Source organism: Rhizobium sp. WW_1, assembly GCF_003610155.1.
Lineage (GTDB): Bacteria > Pseudomonadota > Alphaproteobacteria > Rhizobiales > Rhizobiaceae > Rhizobium > Rhizobium tropici_A.
The window spans coordinates 612488-633606 of record NZ_RAIN01000001.1; the positions used below are offsets into that span (position 1 = coordinate 612488).

Below are 21119 nucleotides of genomic sequence, written 5' to 3' on the forward strand. Positions count from 1 at the left end.
CGGGTTTCAGGTGCATCAACTCAGGAGCCGCCGGATAATTTGTTGCCCGATTCCGTGGATTTTTTTGGTCCACACCGAGATTGGTGCCGTGACGGGCTCTATGGCTACCATGAAACGGTTCCAAACCGTGGTGGGGCCACCAGAAAGTTGGGCAGTGGCCGTCACCTCCTCTAAAGTTGGCGGCTCCTGAGTTACGATACTAGCCGCTGAAGAATACTCCCGGACGGGACGTCCCTCCGCCTTGACAGAGGCTTCCTCACGCGGCAGCGCTGCCTCGAAAAGAAGTGCCGCCATCCGGACGCCTCGGATTTTTATCATGATCTTTGAAAGCAGCCGGTCGCTATTTGCAACCTGTTGTCGCGTATCAGCCGTTTCCGCGCGATTGCTGCGCTTTTTTGCATCATCGACCGAAGACCCGGCCTTGTCCTTCACCGGCACTGTGGAAGCTCTCCATTGCCGAAATGAGCCACCGGTCCTTACGAAATGAAAACGGCTCTGTGTGAGCTTCCAGGCGGCTCGTAGCGCGTTGTCCGGCCACTGCACCATGATGTCGTTTCGGAAGACTCCCCAAAGCATATAGGTTGCCACAGCACCAGCGTTACGGATTGCACGATCAGGGAAATCCGTCTTACTGAACTTTATCCGCAGCCGTAGTTTGACTGCATCCCTATGTTCTGAGGGAACCCTGGCGACGAAATGCGCATGCAAATCGAAAAGCCCTGAGAAGTCATCATAACGTGGATGGATGGCCAGGAGAAGCACTTCGAACTTCCCGCTTTTTCGAAGCTCGCTAAATTCGATATTTATCTTTTCGTTGAAGCTTTTCAGTGCCGCATCCAGGTTCTCAGGATCGGCCTTAGCCCCTGTCAGGCCGACACCCCAGTAAACGCAGTCATTGAGCCCGCGCCGCTTAGCGAAGGCTTCAAAATCGGCAACCATTGGCCGATCCTTGCGAATGGCATTTGGCTCGAAAAAGCGGGTGCCGCGCAGAGGCTTTCCCCAGTCGATGATTTCCCCACCGCCGCCATCCAGCAAGACGACGTATCGATCAGCATCAGATTGAAAGGGATTTATTCCCAATTCAACGAGGCGTTTGGCCAATGCCATCGCTTTAGCAAATGGAGATTGCGCGGCGGTCATGGAGCCGACTTCCTCGCTTTGGTCGGCGGTGCATGATGTTTTTCAACGCGCTCGATCAGACGAATTGGAAACCGCGAAAGGTGAGCGGTCGGTTGAGGCAACTGAGCCAGAGCCTTGGCCATGACGCGCAGTCGGGCGGCATCAGAATAGCGTCCTTCATTTGTGTCGGCGTTGGTGTGCCCGAGAATATCCTTTCTGATTTCCGCCGCCACTCCGAACTGCTTCATTTCGTTATTGCACCAATGCCGAAGGGAATGCAGCACTTTGCCATCCTCTTTCGCAGATGGAATGGCTGCTACCCGCATGTCTTGCCAAGCTTCATCGAAAACGTCCCCCATCGGGGTGGACGGTGCTGCCGCTCTGAGTTCCGGGAATAGCAGAACATGCCCAATGTCCTTGAGCGCGGCGACGTATTCCAGGAAACCTAATCGGATCAACTCAGGATGAATCGGAACGCGGCGTTTAGAATCTGCATTCTTCAAGCCGCGAACGAAATTCGGCTCGATGCGGATAGCAGGAACTTCAGCATCCGCCTCCACTTCGGAAACCAGCAATCCGCAATATTCCTCCCTACGCGGACCGTGATAGAGGGCCAGCATCGGACCCCAGTAGCTCGCGTCATGGAATGTCAATTCTCCAGGCGACAACCGGCTGTTCTCGCCGTCACATCCATTCCAGATGGGCAGGTTAAAAAGCAGCCGAAGTTCGTCGGTCGAAAAGCGAGCCCGTTCGCCCCGCCCACTGCCTTTCTTTTTCGACCGCAAACCAGAAACGCCCTCAAAATTCCCGAATGGAAAACCAGCATGTTTGCAAATGTCGGCAATATTGCCCATCTGCGTCATGTGCCGGTTCAACGTTCCCTGTGACAAACCGACTTGCTCTGGCGGCATGTCCTTGGCGCGTGCCAAAATGTCGATAAGAGGGATAACGTGGTCTCGCGGAGACTTCCCGTAATTTTTGGGCATCTCGGACAGCGTCAGCTTGAAGTCAGCGACATGCGACTGCCGCATCTTCGCAGGGTTATCATGTCCGACGAAACGTACGAATAGCTTTGCCAGCGCGACATGCTGCTTTGCCGTTTTATCCGTCCAATCGTCAGATTTTACATTTTGACCGGCGGCCCTTTCTACGATCTCGACCAAGCCTCTCGTGGGCTCCTCCAGATCGTCACCATCCTCTTCGATTTCATCTTCGACATCGAAATCATCTTCTTCCTGCTGTAATTCCGGCCCATCCATTTGGGGTATGGGTATGGGTTTGGATGTCGGACGCGGCGGTACATACGGCTCTATGGCTGCGGCATCAGCGACAAGCGCGGCTTGCAACAGTGCGTCATCGTCTGGCCGAACGCCTGTCCAACGCCTTCGTGTATCTAAAAGAGCGGCAGACATGCCGCGAAGATACAGCTGTTGTGCTTGTTGGAAATTGACCTTCGTATCCGGAATATCGTGCTCTTCTAAAATTTCGAGAATTTTGCCAGGAGGAGGCGGATAGATTCCGTGCCATCGATAGAAATTCAGATGCTTTTTGACTTCGTCGATCACCACCTCATCGAGACCGGCAGCCTTCATTTCGCGCTGTTCATGTGGACCTATTCTTGCCAAGTCACCTTGGGCTGCGAAAATCCGATTTGTCCAACCCGCAACAATATCGCTGCAACGAGAAGCTTCCACGTCTTCGCCGTTTGCGACTTCCGCTGCGGCGGTCACGTCCAGCTCTGCGCTATGCTTCTTGGCAACTTTTATAAGTATCTTTTTCGCGTCGTCAGGGTCGATCATCTCTTGGCGTATGTCCCGAATGAGATGCTCGCTAACCAGGGTAATCTCGGCCGCGAGCCGTTTCGCCCGCTCCAGAAATTTTGTCCGCAGGCTGATTTCGATCAGCAACAGAGCACGCGAACCGGTTCCATCCGGTAAACGCCGACGCCACCAATAGATTGCGCCACGTTTAAAAACATATTGAGCCACTGCCATTTGAGAACCCTCTTGGAGGGCAAACAGGCATCCCAAGCCTTCAACGTGTCAGACAATGGAATATGACATTCCTGTATGACAATCGCGATTTCCAGATTCCCAGCCATGCTGGAAGCCTTCGAAATCGGGCATTTTCCGAGAAAACAGCAAAACTTGGCTGGGGCGCCAGGATTCGAACCTGGGAATGCCGGTACCAAAAACCGGTGCCTTACCGCTTGGCGACGCCCCAACAGAGGAGATGGCTGCTTATACCAGCCAAATCGGCGTCTGATTAGCAAAGGTCGCATCGCGCTACAATGACTAAGTTGAGTGCGCATACATATTTCTGTGCGCTTTTCGGGCCGGTATGATAGGTCTTGCTGCACTGCATCAGGAATGAGGAGGTCCGATGAGCCAGTTTCGCGCCCGACCGCCGGCCGTGCCCACCGTGCTTCTCGATGACGCCGTCTGCCGCATCACGCGCTGGGATTTCGGGCCGGGCGCCGATACCGGGCATCATGTGCATGGCCTCGGCTATGTCGTCGTTCCGATGACCGACTGCCAGTTTCTGCTCGAGGAGCCCGGCGGCAGCCGCCGGGTCGATATCGCCAGGGGTGCCGCCTATCGGCGCGAGGCCGGTGTCGAGCACAATGTCGTCAATGCCGGCTCCGAGCCAATGTCCTTTATCGAAATCGAATACAAGCAATCATGAGCACGCCTGACTTCGACCTTGCCTTCGACCCCGCCTATGGCCGCGCCGTGCCTGTCGCGTCAGGCATCGAGCGGATGACGGTCAACAATCCCAGCGCTTTCACCTTTCACGGCACCAACAGCTATATCGTCGGCACGACCTCCGTCGCCGTCATCGATCCGGGTCCGGAGAACGAGGCGCATTTTGCCGCCCTGATGGCGGCGCTGAAGGGGCGCGAGGTCACGCATATCTTCGTCAGCCACACGCATCGCGATCACTCGCCGCTGGCGAAGCGGCTGAAGGAGGCGACGGGCGCGCTCACCGTCGGCGAAGGGCCGCACCGGGCGGCGCGGCCGCTCTATCAGGGCGAGGTCAATCCCTTTGCCGAAAGCTCCGACATGGAGTTCCGGCCTGACATCGTGCTTGGCGATGGCGAAAGCGTCTCGGGAGACGGCTGGCAGCTGACCGCGCTCTTGACGCCGGGCCACACGGCCAATCATGCCTGCTTCGCGCTCGACGGCACCGGCATCGTCTTTTCGGCCGATCATGTCATGGCCTGGGCAACCTCGATCGTTGCGCCGCCGGATGGTTCGATGGCGGATTACATGACCTCGCTGGAGCGTCTGCTTGCCCGCGAGGACCGTTTGTTTCTACCGGGCCATGGCGGCCCGGTGAAGGAACCCGCCTCCTTCATGCGCGGCCTCAGAACGCACCGCCGCATGCGCGAGCGCGCCGTGCTGGAGCGCATCAAGGCCGGCGACCGGCTGATCCCGGACATGGTCAAAGCCATCTATCGCGATACCGACCCGCGTCTGCATGGGGCGGCCGCCCTTTCTGTACTCGCGCATCTGGAGGATCTGGTCGAGAAGGGCCAGGTGGAAACCGATGGGCCACCGGCGCTGCTCGGGGCCTATCGTCCGGCTTGAGCCACCTCAGCTTCCGGCGATGCCGAGCAATTCCGCATCCAACGCCTTCAGATAGCCATCGGCCAGATCGGCGCTGACGCCGAGATCGTCCTGGCTGTAACGAGAGGCGACGCGGATATCGACCAGCGTCGTTTCCGCCTCCTCGCGGATGCGGATGAGTATGTCACAGGGCAGACCGAAGATGCGGGTGCGGGTCTCTCCCTGCAGAATGACGTCGGTATTCTGGCGGATGAGTTCCGCCACGCCGTCGCGGAAGGGACGCGGCGTCGGCACGGGAACGATTGCCGGGACATCGCCGCCGGCGACGTCATCCTGCGCGGGATTGACGGTCCGTGCACGCCCGCGCCGCTTCGGTCTCGTATCGCCGTTCGGATCGGCGACATCGGCGCCTTCGGCCTTGACGATGGTGATGTGATAATCATGCGCGACCTTGCGCACCGCTTCCAGAACACGGTCGCTCGCACCTTCATAACGGCGGCTGATCAAGGCGGGATAGGCATCGAACTGCGCCTCGCGCTCCGGCTGCGTCACCAGATGACGGGGCGGCAGCCATAGCTGGCGCGCATCCGGCGTCGCCAGCCATTCCGGCGGGTCGTTGAGATCGGTCGAAATCTCGTAGATATGCGGCCGGGTCCAATAGCGTTCGGCGCCGAAGCCGAAAATGGCAAGCGGCAGTGCGGCATAGACCAGCGCCTTCACGGCCGAAACGCCACCGATGGCGGCATTCTGCCAGAGCTGGGCAAGGCCGACCAGCGCAAGCAGCACCGCCAACGCGGCACAGCCGGCCGAAATCAGCAGCAGCAGCACGAAATAAGGCGTCTCCAGCGGCCCGAAGCGATGGCCGATCAGCGTCACGCCACACAACACCAGGGCAAAAGAAGCGATCAAACGCGCGGCGCGGGCGGCATGTGAAACGGGACGGTCGAAGCGAATGGTCATCAAGGGCTCGTCGGCGCGTCGGATCGGAAGCCGGATGCACCGAATCCCAAAATACGACCTATGTTTAGATCAAGAAACGACGAAAATAAATCGAATGTCACGGCACCAACACGCAATGTTCTCTCGAGGCTGAAACCAGTAACGCCTAGACCAAAAACGTGAGCGCTTGCTTAAATTCCTAAAAAAGGCCATTCTTTAGCGTTTTATCGAGGCTGTGAAAGGACTTGATGAGATGGAACCGATGCTTTCTCAAGACGTCGCTGCCAAACAGCTGCCGGGTGCGGCGATTGCCGGAGCCGAATTGGCGGACCCGATCCTGCCGTTGGAACTGCTGGAACTGGAGCTTTCGCTCGAAGGCTTCTCCGACGGCGAGCCGAGCTTTTGCGAGGCCGTTAGAAACGCCGCCTCGGCTGTACATGGCGATTTCCTGTTCGATCTGCCCGCCGCCGGTCTGATCGACGATTGCCGCAGACTGGCCGTCATCCGCATTCCCGAAGGCGATGCGACGATGCGTACGCTCTTTGCCGCGCTTGACGGGGACGGTGCGGAAATCCGTCTGCTGCAGCCGGATGAAGACACCGAGCACCTGTTGCGCTTTGCCGATGCCTTCGTCGACCTTCTGCAGAGGCTGCCGGCAAGACCGAAGGAAGCCGCCTGAGCAATTCGGCCTGCGGCCGCAATACGACTTTCGCGCCGCCATGCGCGGCGCTATAACTGTCGCCTGCACACCTGTATCAGGACCTCAAGTCATGCGTATCGCTGCCTCCGTCTTCTCCCTCCTCGCCATTACGCTTGCGCTTTCCTCCTGCCAGACAGCCGAAGAAATCCGAGCGGCAGACGCAGGCAGATGCAGCGGCTACGGCTTCAAGCCAGGCACACAGGCCTTCGCCAACTGCCTTATGAACCAGGATCTCAGCCGGCGCGCGGATCAACGGGCTTTCATGGAAAGCAACGATGATTTCTTCTGGGGACCGACCGTGGTGGTCGGCGGTCCGGGCTATTACTATCGCGGCGGTTATTGGCGCCGCTGATGGGGCGCCGTTCGGCCTTTACGAATCAAGCACGCCCCTTGATCGCCGCCTGAGCCGCGGCAAGCCGTGCGATAGGCACGCGGAAAGGGGAGCAGGATACGTAGTCCAGCCCGATATCCTCGCAGAAATGGATCGAGGCAGGATCGCCGCCATGCTCGCCGCAGATGCCGAGCTTCATGTCGTTGCGCGTGCGGCGGCCACGTTCGGACGCGATGCGAATGAGTTCGCCCACTCCATCGAAATCGAGCGATATGAAGGGATCATGCTCGATGATGCCTTTGCGCTGGTAGGTGGGGATGAAGGAGGCCGCGTCGTCGCGTGACATGCCAAAGGTGGTCTGGGTCAGGTCGTTCGTGCCGAAGGAGAAGAATTCAGCCGCCTCGGCGATGATATGGGCACGCAATGCAGCGCGCGGCAGCTCGATCATCGTGCCGACGAGATAATCGATCTTCATCTTCGCTTCGGTCATCACGGCGCGCGCCACCTCGTCGATGCGTGCCTTGACGTAATCCAGCTCGGAGCGCAGGCCGACGAGCGGCACCATGATCTCAGGCACGACAGCCGCTCCCGTCTCGCGCGCGGCGAGAACAGCAGCTTCGAAAATCGCGCGGGCCTGCATCTCGACGATCTCGGGATAGGAAATCGCCAACCGGCAGCCGCGATGGCCGAGCATGGGATTGAACTCGTGCAGCGCGTCAACGCGCTGGCGCAGGGCGGCCGCCTCCATACCCATGCTCACAGCCACTTCGGCGATCTCCTCATCCGTCTTCGGCAGGAATTCATGCAGCGGCGGATCGAGCAAGCGGATGGTGACCGGCAGCCCATGCATGATGGTGAACAGGCCGGTGAAATCGAGGCGCTGCATCGGCATGAGCTTGGCAAGGGCGGCGCGGCGCCCCTCCTCGTCCTCCGCGAGGATCATCTCGCGCATCACATGGATGCGATCGCCTTCGAAGAACATGTGCTCGGTGCGACAAAGGCCGATGCCTTCGGCGCCGAAGGAGCGAGCAGCGCGTGCGTCGGCCGGAGTGTCGGCATTGGTGCGCACCGTCATGCGCCGCGAGCGGTCGGCCCACGCCATGATCCTACCGAAATCGCCCGAAAGCTCCGGCTGGATCATCGGCACCTCGCCCTTGAGCACCTGACCGGTGGAGCCGTCGATCGTAACGATATCGCCCTTCTTCAAGGTGACACCGACGCCGATCAGCTTTTCGTTGCGCATGTCGATACGCATGGTGCCGGCGCCGACGACGCAGGGAATGCCCATGCCGCGGGCGACCACAGCTGCATGGCTGGTCATGCCGCCGCGCGTGGTGAGGATCGCTTCGGCGGCGTGCATCCCGTGAATGTCTTCCGGGCTGGTCTCGATCCGCACGAGGATGGCCTTGCGACCTTCCTCTTCGGCGAGAATAGCCTCTTCCGCCGTGAAAACGATCTCGCCGGTCGCAGCACCCGGGGATGCGGGCAGGCCGGAGCCGATGACTTCGCGGCGGGCGCGCGGGTCGATCGTCGGATGCAGCAGCTGATCCAGCGTCGACGGCTCGATGCGTGACACCGCTTCGTCCTCCGTAATCAGTCCCTCGTCGACCATATCGACGGCGATCTTCATTGCCGCCTTGGTGGTCCGCTTGCCGCTGCGGGTCTGGAGCATCCAGAGCTTGCCGCGCTCGATGGTGAATTCCAGATCCTGAACATCGCGGTAATGCGCTTCGAGCCGCGCACAGATGTCACGAAACTCGGCAAAGGCTTCCGGCATCAGCTTTTCCATCGACGGCTTATCGTAGCCGGATGCGAGGCGTGCGGCCTCCGTAATGCTCTGTGGCGTACGGATGCCGGCAACGACATCCTCTCCCTGCGCATTGACGAGGAATTCGCCGTAAAGCTCCTTCTCGCCGGTCGACGGGTTGCGGGTGAAGGCAACACCGGTCGCCGATGAATTGCCGAGATTGCCGAACACCATTGCCTGAATATTAACGGCCGTTCCCCATGCCTCGGGAATATTGTGCAATTGGCGATAGGTAACGGCGCGGGCGTTCATCCAGCTCGCAAAGACCGCACCGACGGCGCCCCAGAGTTGAACCTCCGGCTCCTGTGGAAAGGCTTCGCCCAGCTCTTCCTCGATGACGGTCTTGTAGATCGAAACGACGTGCTGCCATTCGACGGCCGTCAGATCGGTATCGAACTCATGACCGAACCGCGCCTTCTCATCCTCCAGGATCTCTTCGAAAACCTCGTTGTCAAGGCCCATGACGACATCGGCATACATCTGGATGAAGCGGCGATAGCTGTCCCAGGCAAAACGGGCATCGCCGGCATCGTGGCCGAGCGCCTGAACGGTGGCGTCGTTGAGACCGAGATTGAGGACGGTATCCATCATGCCGGGCATCGAGGCGCGCCCGCCAGAGCGCACGGACACCAGCAATGGACGCTCGGTATCGCCGAACCTACGCCCGGCGATGGCCTCCATCCGCTGCAGCCCTCGCATGACCTGCGGTTTCAGCTCCTCGGGGATCTTGCGGCCGTTCTTGTAGTAGAAAGTGCAGACGTCGCTGACGATCGTCAGGCCCGGCGGAACCGGGAGGCCGAGATTGCACATTTCAGCAAGATTCGCGCCCTTGCCGCCGAGCCGCTCAAAATCTGCTGCGCTCCCTTCGGCCTTCCCGTCGCCGAATGTGTAGACCCAATTCGTCATTGTCTCCGTCCAACTCCTCCGGTTGAACTTAATTCATTGAGCCACAAATGAAAATCGAGAAATATGGCAAAATGTTGCGCTGCACAATAAATATGACCCGGAGCTTTCCGATTTCAATCGATTGATGGAAATCAGGAGCTTCCGGGTCGTGCTTGGCAACGAAGATGGCTAGGCCTGCGGCTCGCGCTGGGCCAGGATCTTGTCGATGCGCATGCCGTCGAGATCGACGATCTCGAAACGCCAGCCGCCGAAGGAGAAGCTTTCGCCCACCTCGGGCAGATGACCAAGCTGGTAGAGCGCAAAACCTGCAAGCGTGTGGAAATTGACGTCCTCTTCGCCCACACGCAGACCGAGCCGCGCAAAGGCGTCGTAGACCGGCATCATGCCTTCCATCAGCAACGATCCGTCGGCGCGCTCGACGACATCGGGCGTGTCGTTTTCCATGTCGGGCAGATCACCGGCAATGGCTTCCAGCAGATCCGTCTGCGTCACAATGCCTTCCAGGCTGCCATATTCGTCAATGACCATCGCGAGGCGGACGGGCGCGCGCTTGAAGTTTTCAAGCACCTTGAAGACGGCGGTCGATTCATGAACGACCAAGGGCTGGCGGATGACGGCCATCGGATTGAGCCGCTCGCCGTTCAGCAGCTGATCGAGAAGATCTTTCTTCAGGATCATGCCGATTGGCTCGTCGATCGATCCGCGCGCGACTAAAAGCTGTTCGAAGCGGCTCTCGCGAATGGTTTTCTGCATTTCCTCCGGCGTGTCGTCGGCGTCGATCCAATCGACCTCCAGCCGCGGCGTCATGATGTCGGAGACATCTCGGTCGCCGATGTTGAAAACGCGTTCGACCAGATCCTGCTGCGCTTGCTCCAGCAGGCCCGCTTCCTGGCTTTCGGCGATCAGGAGCTTGATCTCGGCAGGCGAATGCAACGAACCCTCGCCCGCACCGGGGCGCAGGCCAAAGAGACGAAGGACGAGATTACCGAGACCGTTGAGCACGGTGATTGCCGGGCGCAGCAGGAAGAGAAACAGGCCGAGCGGCCGCACGACGCCGAGCGCGGTGCCTTCGCTGCGCTGCAGGGCCAGGCTCTTCGGCGCCAGCTCGCCAAGGACGATATGAAGCGCCGTGATGATGATGAAGGAGATGGCGACGGCGATGGCATGCGACCCGGCCGCAGCCCATGTCCCGGGGAGAAAATCGAGCAGCGGCTCGAGCAGATGAGCAAGGGCAGGCTCGCCGACCCAGCCGAGGGCGAGCGACGAAATGGTGATGCCGAGCTGCGTGGCCGCGAGATTGGCGTCGAGATTGTCGACCGCCTTCTGCAGGGCCTTGGAATTCATCCGCCCTTCGGCGACGAGCTCCGTCACGCGGCTGCGGCGGACGGAAACGAGAGAGAACTCGGCCGCAACGAAAAAGCCGTTGGCAGCGACGAGCAGCAATACGGCGAGTATTCCGAGGAAATCGAAAACACCGCCAGTCGAGCCAGACATGCGTCCCTTCCGGGCGGATCAGCGCCCCTGTTGTTGATTTAGAGGTGACGCTAGCACGCTTTGATGATGCACGGCAGGCGACACGGCAATTTCTTGTCGAAACGAGAACAGTTTTCACAATCCTTGCGCGGAATTGCTCTCAGGCGATTTCGCGCAGCCGTTCGGCGGTTTGCAGATCGACGGAAACGAGCTGTGAGACGCCCTGTTCCGCCATCGTCACCCCGAAGAGGCGATTCATGCGGGCCATGGTGATCGGATTGTGGGTGATGACCACGAAGCGGGTTTCGGTGGAGGCCGCCATCTCGTCCATGAGGTTGCAGTAGCGCTCGACATTGTGGTCATCGAGCGGCGCATCCACTTCGTCCAGAACGCAGATCGGCGCGGGATTGGTGAGGAACACCGCAAAGATCAACGCCATGGCCGTCAGCGCCTGCTCGCCGCCCGAAAGCAGCGTCATGGTCTGCGGCTTCTTGCCCGGTGGGCGGGCGAGGATTTCCAGGCCAGCTTCCAGGGGATCATCCGACTCGATGAGCTGCAGTTCCGCCGTGCCGCCGCCGAAAAGATGGGTGAACAGCCGCTGGAACTGCGCATTGACGATATCGAAGGCGACGATCAGACGTTCGCGGCCCTCGCGGTTCAGGCTCTGGATTGCGCCGCGCAGCTTCCGGATGGCGTCGATGACGTCATCGCGCTCCTTGATCAGCGCCTGCAGCCGTTCCGTCAGCTCCTTGCTCTCCTCTTCGGCGCGCAGATTAACCGCACCGAGACGCTCCCGCTCGATCTTCAGCCGCTCCAGTTCACGCTCGACCTCGCGAAGGTCAGGCACGTTTTGCGACGCCGAAAGGCCGGTCAGGCGCATCGCCTCATGCGGCTCGACATTGAGGGACTGGCGGATGCGCAATTCGCTTTCCTGCCGGCGTTCACGGGCAGAGACCAGCCGCTCCTCGACGCGGCCACGCTTTTCGCGGCTTTCCGCCAATTCGGAGAGCGCAGTCGCCGCATGACGATCGGCCTCGCGCTGAACCATCTCGGCTTCGGCGAGGCGGTCGGCGGCTTGACGGCGCGCTTCCTCGGCCTTCTGCAGCTCGTTCATCAAGGCACGACGCTTGTCGTCGAATTCATCGGGGGCGAGATCGAGTTCGGTGGCTTCCTCGCGCGCTTCCTCTTCGCGGTCACGCAGCGTCTGAATGTGTTCCTCGGCACTGACAGCACGCTGGCGCCAGGTGTCGCGCTCCTGCCGGATGGCGAGGAGACGGCGCTGACGCGCCTCGTTCTCACGGTTCAAACCCTCATGGCGGGCACGGGCTTCAGCCAGAACGCCACGATCCGTCGCGACTTCGGCCTGCTGGTCACGCAGCTTCAGGTCGATGGCGTCGAGATTCGGCGCATCCTCCAGCTCGATGCGGGCATTTTCATCCTGCATGGCCACATCTTCCAGCTGCTCTTGCAGCCGGCTGACGGCCTCGACGATCACGTCGCGGCGGCGGATGAGGTCGCCGGAAGCGCGTTCCGCGGCGGCGAGCGCTTCCCGCGCCTCGGCCAGATGCCGGGCGGCAAGGCGGCTGGCGTCGCGAGCGGTCGCCAAGCGGCCCTCTTCACCTCGGATTGCATTGGCGGCAGCCGAAAGGCGCTCCTCGGCCTCGGCAAGCACATCGCGGGCAAACTCTGCTTCGGCTTCCAGCTCGGAAAGGCGGTTCTTTTGAGCGAGCCGCAGGGCAGCCGCACTCGGCGCATCAGCACCGGTGACATGACCGTCCCAGCGGAACACGGCGCCATCCTTCGTCACCAGCCGTTGACCCGGCTTCAGCTCCGGCATCAGCCTCAGAGCGTCTTGAGCCGAAACGATGCCGATCTGGCGCAGGCGTCGCGTCAGCGCCGCCGGTGCGCCGACATGGGTAATCAGAGGGGAGACGCCCTCCGGCAAGGCCGGATCGTTGCCGCCGCTGCCATTGTCGGACCAATAGACCGGCGCCCCGGAATCGAGCGAGGATTCCAGATCGTCGCCGAGCGCGGCACCGAGCGCGGTCTCGAAGCCTCGGTCGACGCGCAACTCCTCGGCCACGGGCGAAAAGGCACCGGACGTATCGCCGGCCGCCAGCATCTTGGAAATGGTCCGAGCCTCGGTTTCGAGCGCATTCACCCGCGCCCGCGCCTGCTCGACCGGTCCACGCGACAACGCCTCGGTTTCACGCGCCTTGGCGAGAACGGCTTCGACACGCTGAATCTCACCTTCCGCATCCGCAACGACATTTTCTGCCGTCTCGACCATGTCGCGCTTTTCGCTTGGGTCGGGCAGATCGGCCATCTTCCCGTCGATGGCGGCAAGCTCCGCGTTCGCTTCGCTGGCCTGCCGCTCAAGCCGCATCTTGCGATCGGCGAGATCGCGTATGGCTCGCTCCAGCTGATTGCGGCCGGCTGCGGCTTCGGCGCGCTCTGCGGTCAGGGCGGTAAAGACCCGCTCACTGTCGGCGAGCTTGGCAGCGGCTTCTTCAAAGGCGAGACGCGTCTCCTCGGCAAGCCTGCCTGAGTCGGCGAGGATATCTGTGAGATCGGCTTCTTCGACGTCCAGCCTTGCGAGGACGGAGGCGTTGTCGGCAACCAGACGCTGTTCGCGGCTGATATCCTCGGCGAGCTGCGCCAGACGGCGGATCAGCTCATCGCGGCGGCGCAGGATGCGATTGACGTCTTCTTCCAGCTGCGAGCGGGCGATCTGCAGGCGCTGCAGGGCGGCGGCGGCCTTCGCCTCGTCGTCGCGCAGTTCCGGTAGCTTGAAGCTGGCAATGCCCTGAGCCTTTGCCGCCTCCATCTGGATCTGCGCCTTTTCGGCGACCAGCACCGTTGCCTGGTTGAGTGCGCTATCGGCTTCGGCTTCGGCCTCCTTGGCCTGCACCCAGCGGATATGCAGCAACATGGCCTCGCGGGCGCGGATATCGGCCGAGAGCATCTTGAAGCGGTTGGCCTGCCGCGCCTGACGCTTCAGGCTTTCGATCTGGCTTTCGAGCTGCGACGTCACATCGTCAAGCCGCTCGAGATTGCTTTCGGCGGCGCGCAGACGAAGCTCGGCTTCATGCCGGCGCGAATGCAGGCCGGAAATGCCCGCAGCCTCTTCCAGAAGCTGGCGGCGTGCCTGCGGCTTTGCCTGGATCAACTCGCCGATCCTACCCTGCCCGACCATGGAGGGCGAACGCGCGCCGGTGGAAGCATCGGCAAACAGCAGCTGCACATCCTTGGCACGGGCTTCCTTGCCGTTAATGCGATAAACGGAGCCCTGCTCGCGCTCAATGCGGCGCGTGACCTGGATTTCGTCGCTGTCGTTGAAGGCGGCAGGTGCTGTGCGATCGCTATTGTCGAGATAGAGGCCGACTTCGGCCGTGTTGCGCGCCGGACGATTCCCCGAACCGGAGAAAATCACGTCGTCCATGCCGGAGGCGCGCATGTTCTTGTAGGAATTCTCACCCATCACCCAGCGCAGGGCTTCGACAAGATTGGACTTGCCGCAGCCATTCGGGCCGACGACGCCGGTCAGACCGCGCTCGATCACGAATTCCGCCGGTTCGACGAAGGATTTGAAGCCGACAAGTCTCAGTCTGTTGAACTTCATAGGCAACGCCCTCTTCTCCCATGCGGGGAGAAGGCCGTCCACGATGCCGGCATCGGGAGCGTGATCGCTCCAGACTCGAATCTAAAGGAGGCAATCACAGGCGCGCAACCTCGGCCGCCCGCCTGTGATTGAAAAAGGCGCGGATCAGAGCAGGCTGTCGATAAGCTTCGACATGGCAGCAACAGACATGTCCCCTGCATAGCGCTTGCCATTGATCAGGAAGGTCGGCGTGGCATTGACGCCGAAATCCTTGGCTGCGCGTTCCCGTACTGAGTTGACATCATCCAGAAGCTTCTGGTTCGTCAAGCACTTCGTGAAGCTATCCTCAGTAAAACCAGCAAGTTTCGACATCTGCAGCAGTGCTGCGCGGCCGTCGACATCGGGCGAGGCCCAGGCGATCTGCTGCTTGAACAGCATTTCGACCATCGGCATGTACTGCTCCTGCGGGGCGCAACGGGCGAGCATGAAGGCGGCAGCGGCACGCGGATCGAACGGGAACTCGCGGATGATGAAGAGAACCTTGCCGGTATCGACGTATTTCTGCTTGATCGTCTCGAAGGTCGTGACCGCGAAATGCGCGCAGTGCGGGCAGGTCAGCGACATGTATTCGACGATCTTGACGGGGGCATCCTGCTTGCCGAGCGCGATTTCCGGCAGCGGGCCGGGCTTCAGCACTTCGCTCATGTTGACGTCGCCGTCAGCCGGCGGCACTTCGTCTTCTGCGGACGCGGCGGATGCGGTCTCGGCAAAGGTAGAGAACGCCACGGAAAGGGCTGCAAAGGCAGAGCCGCCCAGCAGATGGCGTTTGGTCAGGAGCATGTCGGACATCGGCATAGAGTCACCCGTCGTTAAAGAGGTCTTCGAATGTTTCATGCGATATAACGGCTGCTTGCCGCTAACAAGGCACGGTTGGCCAACTTTCTTCAAAGAATTGTGACCTGGCAAAGACAGACAACTTAAATTCTGTCCACAATCTGCAAAACCGGCGGTTTGGCCGGCTTCTACCTACGCTTCCAGGCCATGGCCGTGCCCAGGCGCTGAACCGCGGCCCTGATCTTCTCGTCCTCGATGCCTTCAATCATGTCAGCCAGCTTGCGCGCCGCCTCGCCCTTCAGCGGCGGCGGCGTCCGCGAGCGTCTGGATGCGACCGAGACCGGCTTCTGCACGATGCGGATCTGATTGACGGCATAAAAGCCGAAGAAGCTGTTGATGCGCTGGATGAGCTCGCCCTGTGCATGGGTCAGAAACAGCGCGCGGGCACCCTCGCAGGCAATCGTCAATACGCCGGGTTGATAGCGGTCGTCCATGCCGGGGCCCGTCCGTTTGGCCCAGGCAATCTTTTCCGGCCGTGTGCAGTCGGCGAAGTCCTCCCCGGCGATTTCGTCCCAGCAGCCGAGCAGCGTCGTGTTGATGCCGGCGCGCTTCGCCAGCACCGGATCGACGATGCCGTTGGTCAGCTCGGAAATCTGCTTCTCGCCTTTTCGGGGATAACTCATATCAATCGGGTTCCCGGTGCATTCTTTGTCCATTCGGGAGCTTGATCGCCCGACGCAGCTTGGCCAAGTATAGAGCACTTCCCACCGATGCGGCAAATCATGACCAAGACTTTAGAATCCCCCACGGCCGCATCGCTGCTTGCCTGGTACGACAAACACCACCGCGACCTTCCCTGGCGCGTCTCGCCGCCGATGGCCGCACGGGGCGTCAAGCCCGATCCCTATCGCATCTGGCTGTCGGAAGTGATGCTGCAACAGACGACAGTGCCGGCCGTCAAATCCTATTTCGCGAAATTCCTCGAACGCTGGCCGACGGTCGACGATCTCGCCGCCGCCGCAAACGACGACGTCATGGCGGCCTGGGCCGGGCTCGGCTATTACGCTCGTGCCCGCAATTTGAAAAAATGCGCCGAGGCGGTTGCGGCAGATCATGGCGGCCGCTTTCCCGATACCGAGGAAGGTCTGCGCACGCTTCCGGGCATCGGCGATTATACATCCGCCGCCGTTGCCGCAATCGCGTTCAATCGCCAGGCCGCTGTCATGGACGGCAATGTCGAACGTGTCATTTCCCGCCTCTACGCGATTTCAACGCCGCTGCCGGGCGCCAAGCCGCTGATGAAGCAGAAGGTCGCCTTGCTGACCCCAGCGGACCGGCCGGGCGATTTCGCCCAGGCGATGATGGATCTCGGCGCGACGATCTGTACGCCGAAGCGTCCGGTCTGTTCTCTCTGTCCCTTCAATGGCGCCTGTCAGGCGCTGGCCGGGCATGATGCCGAGCATTTCCCGGTCAAAGCTGCCAAGAAAGAAAAACCGGTGCGCCAGGGAGCAGCCTTCGTCGCCGTCAATGACGAGGGCGAAATCTTCCTGCGGCGCCGCATCGAAAGCGGATTGCTGGGTGGCATGGCTGAAGTGCCGACGACGGGCTGGACAGCGCGTATCGACGGCGAGACCGGCATGGAGGCAGCACCCTTCCCGGCCGACTGGCAGCCGGCCGGCATGGTGACGCATGTCTTCACCCATTTCGAACTGCGGCTGTCGATCTGGCGCGCCAAGTCCGTTTCCGGGAAGGACAACCATGACGGATGGTGGGCGCCGGTTACAAATCTTGAAGAGCAGGCATTGCCGACAGTCATGAAAAAAGCGATCGCTCAGGCTATTCCCAATGCCTTCGCAAAAATACGTTGAGACCAAGAATCAGGAATTCATTCATGACGACGGAAATAAGACATATCGTTTTCGATATCGGCAAAGTTCTTATTCATTACGACCCGAACATTCCCTACAGCCGTGTCATCCCGGACGCCGACGAGCGCGATTGGTTCTTCGCCAATGTCTGCACCCATGAATGGAATATCGAGCAGGATCGTGGCCGGACCTGGGAAGAGGCGGAGGCACTGTTGATTGCCGAGCATCCGGAACGTGAAGAGCAGATTCGCGCCTTCCGCAAACACTGGCACGAGATGGTCCCGCATGCCTACGAAGACAGCGTCGCCATTCTGGAGCAGCTGATCGCGGAGGGCCGCGACGTCACCATGCTGACCAACTTCGCTTCCGACACCTTCCGCGAGGCACAGGTACGCTATCCCTTCCTCACGAAGCCGCGCGGCGTCACCGTTTCAGGCGATGTCGGCCTGATCAAGCCTGATGTCTCGATCTACGATACCCACGCCAAGAGCTTCGACCTCGATCCGGCCTCGACGATCTTCATCGACGATTCCTATCCGAACGTCGAAGGCGCACGCGCTGCCGGCTGGCACGCAATTCATTTCACCGGCGCCGAGAAGCTGCGCAGCGATCTCGCCGCATATGGCATAAAGGTCTGAGCCAATGATCTTCGATCCCGCAGAACGCATCGATCTGTTTCACGATGCGATCAATCGTATCAACTATGAAGAGATCGAGAATTTCTTCGCCGAGAACGCCACCTACGTCTCGAACGGTGTCGGTAGCCTTGCCGGTCGCGATGCGATCATGGAAGCCTTCCGCGGCTATTTCGATACTTATCCCGATCAGACGGCATCGAACTCCCTGGTGGAAACGCTGACGCCGCTTTCGGGCCGTGCCGTCTGGTCGGTACGCGCCACCAACAGCAAAACGGGCAAGCCGCTGATCCGCGAGGGCGAGGAAACGATCACCTTCGATGAAAATGGCCGCGTCGTGCGCGTCGACGTCACTGACTATCAGGACTTCTGATATCCGAAGACGACAAGACGCTCAGGGCCCTACCGGATGATGTATCCCGTAGAGCCCTGAGCGTTTCACCTTCTTCCCTAACTGGATGTACACGACGGAAGAAGGCAGATATGCTTACGGGAAATGGCTGAGGCTTACTCCACCTTCGCCAGATCGCTGCGGATGATGGCCCTGAGCTCGTCGATCGGACGCAGGGAACGTCCATCGTCGAAGTGCCAGAACATCCAGCCATTGCATGCATCAAGGCCCTGGACCTTCGCGCCAAGGCGATGAATGGAGCCGGCATCGCCGCCGGAAGCAACCGTGCCGTCGGCGCGCACGATGGCGCTATAGCGGCGCTTCGCATCCGTCAGCACCTGACCAGGCTTGACGAGGCCGCTCTCGATGAGAGCGTTGAATGCAACGCGAACCTCGGCCTTCTTGCCGGTCATGACGGTCAGTTCCGCCTTGCCCAGCGGCTCGACGGCGGCAATGCGGGCGCTTGCCGCATCGATATAGTCCTGCTCGCGCTCGATGCCGACGAAGTGGCGGCCGAGACGCTTGGCAACGGCGCCGGTCGTGCCTGATCCGAAGAAGGGATCGAGGATGATGTCGCCGGGCTTGGACGAGGCCATGATGACACGGGCGAGCAGCGCTTCCGGCTTTTGCGTCGGATGCACCTTCTTGCCGTCGTCGCCCTTCAGCCGCTCGTTGCCGTTGCAGATCGGGAACAGCCAGTCGGAGCGCATCTGCACATCGTCGTTGGCGGCCTTCATGGCATCGTAGTTGAAGGTATAGCCCTTGGCCTTGGCGTTCGGGCTCGCCCAGATCATCGTCTCATGCGCGTTCTGGAAGCGGCGACCCTTGAAATTCGGCATCGGGTTGGTCTTGCGCCAGACGATGTCGTTCAAGATCCAGAAGTTCAGATCCTGCAGGGTCGCGCCGACGCGGAAGATGTTGTGATAGGAGCCGATGACCCAGATCGTGCCGGTCGGCTTCAGCACGCGGCGGCAGGCGAGCAGCCAGGCGCGGGTAAACGCGTCGTAGGCTTCGAAGGATGCGAACTGGTCCCATTCGTCATCGACGGCGTCAACCAGCGACTGGTCCGGACGATGCAGCGTGCCGCCAAGCTGAAGATTGTACGGCGGGTCGGCGAAGATGACGTCGACGGATTGATTGGGCAGTGCCTCAAGAGCGGCCACGCAATCGCCCTTGATGATCGTGTCGATCCAGGACCCCGGAACTGCTGAGGTTCTGAGGTCGGCAAGCGGGAAAACTGACGCCATTTGATACTCGCTGTTACACTTACTCGGTGCTCTTAACTGAGTGTTATGGTTACCTATCTTGGTTACCAAAGGCTAAAGCGGTGTCATATTTTCCGAATTTCCCGAACAAGATCCCGGAAATGCGGGCCTATCCAACAGTGCTATCACGTTGAAAATCCTAAAGCGCATGTCGTTATCGCAAAACTGCGGCACACTTTTACGCGACATGCCTTAGATGTCGTGCACCGCGTGGCTGTCATCGGGCGCCTCGGCCCGTTCCGTCATACCATAGTCGCGAAGCACCTGCGCGACGCGCAACCGATAATCGGCAAAGACTGTCTTCCGCCCTGCCTTCTGCGCTGCACGGTGCGCTTCGCGGTTTCGCCATTCAAGAACGGCGGTCTCGTCGCGCCAGAAGGACAGCGACAGGATCTTGCCTGGCTGGGTCAGGCTTTCGAAGCGTTCGATGGAGACGAAACCGTCGATCGTTTCGAGTTCGGAGCGCAGCCTTGCGGCAATATCGAGATAGTGCTGGCGCTCGTCAGGATGGGGGACGACTTCGAAAATGACTGCGATCATGGCGATGTCCTCGGAGCATGCGGCAGGGATATGTTTTTCAGGAAGATGCGATCCTCCTGCAAGATGAATCGCTCGCGGCGAGCTAGATCGAGATTGGCCTGCGCCAGCGGATCGGCGGCGAGGCTCTTGCGATAGGCTTCATAGGCAGCCAGGTTCTCGATGTTGTAGACGCCATAGGCCGTCGTCAGCGAACCCTCGTGTGGCGCGAAATAGCCGATGAGATCGGCGCCGTTGCGCGGGATGATCTGGCCCCAGGCCTTGCCATATTCCGCGAAGGCCTCCTGCTTGAACGGGTCGATCTGATAGCGGATGAAACAGGTGATCATTGGCTTTCTCCTTTGCTGATGCAGACGTTTTCGCACATTGCAGGACGGAGATGGTTCGGCTACGATCGAAGTATGAAGGAAGGTCCAGACATTGCACAGATCGGCTCGCTGATCGGCGATCCCGCGCGGGCGAATATTTTGACGGCGCTGATGGGCGGCCGAGCGTTGACCGCAACGGAACTCGCCGCTGCCGCAGGGGTAACGTTGCAGACCGCGAGCGCGCATCTCGCCAAGCTTGAAGCGGGTGGCCTGCTCGCCCAACGCAAGCAGGGCCGCCATCGCTATTTCACGCTGGCGGACGATCGCGTAGGCAAGCTGCTTGAGGGCATCATGGGTTTTGCCGCAAGCCGCGGCCATCTGCGCCATCGTCCAGGCCCGAAGGAGCCGGCGCTGCGAAAGGCGCGTATCTGCTACGACCATCTTGCCGGCGATTACGGCGTGCGGATGCTCGACAGCCTGATAGAGGCCGGCTCGATCTCCGTGATGGGAGAAGGATTGAGCCTGACGGCCGATGGCGAGAAGCATTTGGGCTCGATCGGCATCGATGTCTCCGACCTGCGTTCCAGCCGCCGTCCGCTTTGCCGATCCTGCCTGGACTGGAGCGAGCGGCGCGCGCATCTGGCCGGCAGCCTCGGTAAGGCGCTACTTTCGAACTTTTTCGACAAGGGCTGGGCGCGGCGAACCGAAAACAGCCGCTCGATCTTCTTCACGCCCGAGGGCGAGCGCCGGTTTCTGGCGCTCTTTCCGCTAGCGATGACGGACACGCTCTAAACGCCATCTCCAAAGCCCAGCTTAAGATCATCATGATGCGTTGT

Annotated in this window: 19 protein-coding genes and 1 tRNA gene; 8 read left to right on the forward strand and 12 right to left on the reverse strand. The window is 60.5% G+C overall.

Going from position 1 to position 21119, the window contains the following annotated elements:
• Positions 1–15: 15 nt before the first annotated feature.
• The 3 genes from BJ928_RS02865 to BJ928_RS02880 all read right to left on the reverse strand — a co-directional run bounded on the left by BJ928_RS02865 (position 16) and on the right by BJ928_RS02880 (position 3342).
• On the reverse strand, positions 16–1140 hold the full coding sequence (locus tag BJ928_RS02865; protein WP_047627640.1) for a hypothetical protein: 1125 nt from the start codon (positions 1138–1140) through the stop codon (positions 16–18).
• Positions 1137–3113 carry a site-specific integrase gene (locus BJ928_RS02870; RefSeq protein WP_147413886.1) on the reverse strand — a complete coding sequence of 659 codons (1977 nt, stop codon included), beginning with the start codon at positions 3111–3113 and terminating at the stop codon, positions 1137–1139. The genes BJ928_RS02865 and BJ928_RS02870 overlap by 4 nt, the downstream gene beginning before the upstream one ends.
• Positions 3114–3267: 154 nt before the next feature.
• A tRNA-Gln gene (locus BJ928_RS02880) sits at positions 3268–3342 on the reverse strand.
• A 159-nt stretch (positions 3343–3501) separates the two neighbouring features.
• Here BJ928_RS02880 and BJ928_RS02885 point away from each other — a divergent pair.
• Entirely contained in the window at positions 3502–3804 is a 303-nt protein-coding gene (locus BJ928_RS02885) for a cupin domain-containing protein (RefSeq protein WP_047627645.1), read from the forward strand.
• Positions 3801–4709 carry an MBL fold metallo-hydrolase gene (locus tag BJ928_RS02890; protein ID WP_047627647.1) on the forward strand — a complete coding sequence of 303 codons (909 nt, stop codon included), beginning with the start codon at positions 3801–3803 and terminating at the stop codon, positions 4707–4709. The genes BJ928_RS02885 and BJ928_RS02890 overlap by 4 nt, the downstream gene beginning before the upstream one ends.
• A gap of 6 nt (positions 4710–4715) precedes the next feature.
• Here BJ928_RS02890 and BJ928_RS02895 read toward each other — a convergent pair whose 3' ends face one another.
• A complete protein-coding gene (locus tag BJ928_RS02895) occupies positions 4716–5648 on the reverse strand; it encodes a DUF1499 domain-containing protein (RefSeq protein ID WP_047627649.1) in 933 nt (310 codons plus the stop codon).
• 241 nt (positions 5649–5889) lie between these two features.
• Between BJ928_RS02895 and BJ928_RS02900 the strand changes: the two genes are divergently transcribed.
• The gene (locus BJ928_RS02900; protein ID WP_047628763.1) at positions 5890–6306 is read left to right on the forward strand and encodes a hypothetical protein; all 417 of its coding nucleotides are present in this window, start codon (positions 5890–5892) and stop codon (positions 6304–6306) included.
• 91 nt (positions 6307–6397) lie between these two features.
• Positions 6398–6679, forward strand: coding sequence for a hypothetical protein (locus BJ928_RS02905; protein ID WP_047627651.1), 282 nt, complete (start codon positions 6398–6400; stop codon positions 6677–6679).
• Between the two features lie 25 nt (positions 6680–6704).
• Here the strand turns inward: BJ928_RS02905 and ppdK are convergent, their stop codons facing one another.
• The 5 genes from ppdK to BJ928_RS02930 form a co-directional block, all read right to left on the reverse strand.
• On the reverse strand, positions 6705–9371 hold the full coding sequence (ppdK, locus tag BJ928_RS02910) for a pyruvate, phosphate dikinase (protein ID WP_047627654.1): 2667 nt from the start codon (positions 9369–9371) through the stop codon (positions 6705–6707).
• Between the two features lie 168 nt (positions 9372–9539).
• Positions 9540–10865 carry a hemolysin family protein gene (locus BJ928_RS02915; protein WP_047627655.1) on the reverse strand — a complete coding sequence of 442 codons (1326 nt, stop codon included), beginning with the start codon at positions 10863–10865 and terminating at the stop codon, positions 9540–9542.
• A gap of 139 nt (positions 10866–11004) precedes the next feature.
• Positions 11005–14466: a chromosome segregation SMC family protein gene (locus BJ928_RS02920; RefSeq protein WP_047627656.1), complete on the reverse strand. Its 3462-nt coding sequence runs from the start codon at positions 14464–14466 to the stop codon at positions 11005–11007.
• Positions 14467–14610: 144 nt separating this feature from the next.
• Positions 14611–15300: a DsbA family protein gene (locus BJ928_RS02925; RefSeq protein ID WP_047627657.1), complete on the reverse strand. Its 690-nt coding sequence runs from the start codon at positions 15298–15300 to the stop codon at positions 14611–14613.
• 167 nt (positions 15301–15467) lie between these two features.
• Positions 15468–15962, reverse strand: coding sequence for a DUF721 domain-containing protein (locus BJ928_RS02930; RefSeq protein WP_047627659.1), 495 nt, complete (start codon positions 15960–15962; stop codon positions 15468–15470).
• A 96-nt stretch (positions 15963–16058) separates the two neighbouring features.
• On the opposite strand from BJ928_RS02930, the gene mutY reads away from it, so the two are divergent.
• Genes mutY through BJ928_RS02945 form a run of 3 tightly spaced genes read left to right on the forward strand, consistent with a single transcriptional unit; the run spans position 16059 to position 18155 of the window.
• Positions 16059–17147: an A/G-specific adenine glycosylase gene (gene mutY, locus BJ928_RS02935; RefSeq protein ID WP_120296448.1), complete on the forward strand. Its 1089-nt coding sequence runs from the start codon at positions 16059–16061 to the stop codon at positions 17145–17147.
• Positions 17148–17170: 23 nt separating this feature from the next.
• Positions 17171–17785: an HAD family phosphatase gene (locus tag BJ928_RS02940; RefSeq protein WP_047627662.1), complete on the forward strand. Its 615-nt coding sequence runs from the start codon at positions 17171–17173 to the stop codon at positions 17783–17785.
• Between the two features lie 4 nt (positions 17786–17789).
• Positions 17790–18155, forward strand: coding sequence for a nuclear transport factor 2 family protein (locus tag BJ928_RS02945; protein WP_047627664.1), 366 nt, complete (start codon positions 17790–17792; stop codon positions 18153–18155).
• Between the two features lie 134 nt (positions 18156–18289).
• On the opposite strand, the gene BJ928_RS02950 is transcribed toward BJ928_RS02945, so the two are convergent.
• The 3 genes from BJ928_RS02950 to BJ928_RS02960 form a co-directional block, all read right to left on the reverse strand.
• Positions 18290–19420: a site-specific DNA-methyltransferase gene (locus BJ928_RS02950; protein ID WP_047627666.1), complete on the reverse strand. Its 1131-nt coding sequence runs from the start codon at positions 19418–19420 to the stop codon at positions 18290–18292.
• A 210-nt stretch (positions 19421–19630) separates the two neighbouring features.
• Positions 19631–19978, reverse strand: a complete 348-nt coding sequence (locus BJ928_RS02955; RefSeq protein ID WP_047627668.1) for an antibiotic biosynthesis monooxygenase — start codon at positions 19976–19978, stop codon at positions 19631–19633.
• A complete protein-coding gene (locus tag BJ928_RS02960) occupies positions 19975–20304 on the reverse strand; it encodes an NIPSNAP family protein (protein ID WP_047627670.1) in 330 nt (109 codons plus the stop codon). Before BJ928_RS02960 ends, BJ928_RS02955 begins: the two co-directional genes overlap by 4 nt.
• A 72-nt stretch (positions 20305–20376) precedes the next feature.
• On the opposite strand from BJ928_RS02960, the gene BJ928_RS02965 reads away from it, so the two are divergent.
• Entirely contained in the window at positions 20377–21075 is a 699-nt protein-coding gene (locus BJ928_RS02965; RefSeq protein WP_047627672.1) for a helix-turn-helix transcriptional regulator, read from the forward strand.
• Positions 21076–21119 lie beyond the last annotated feature (44 nt).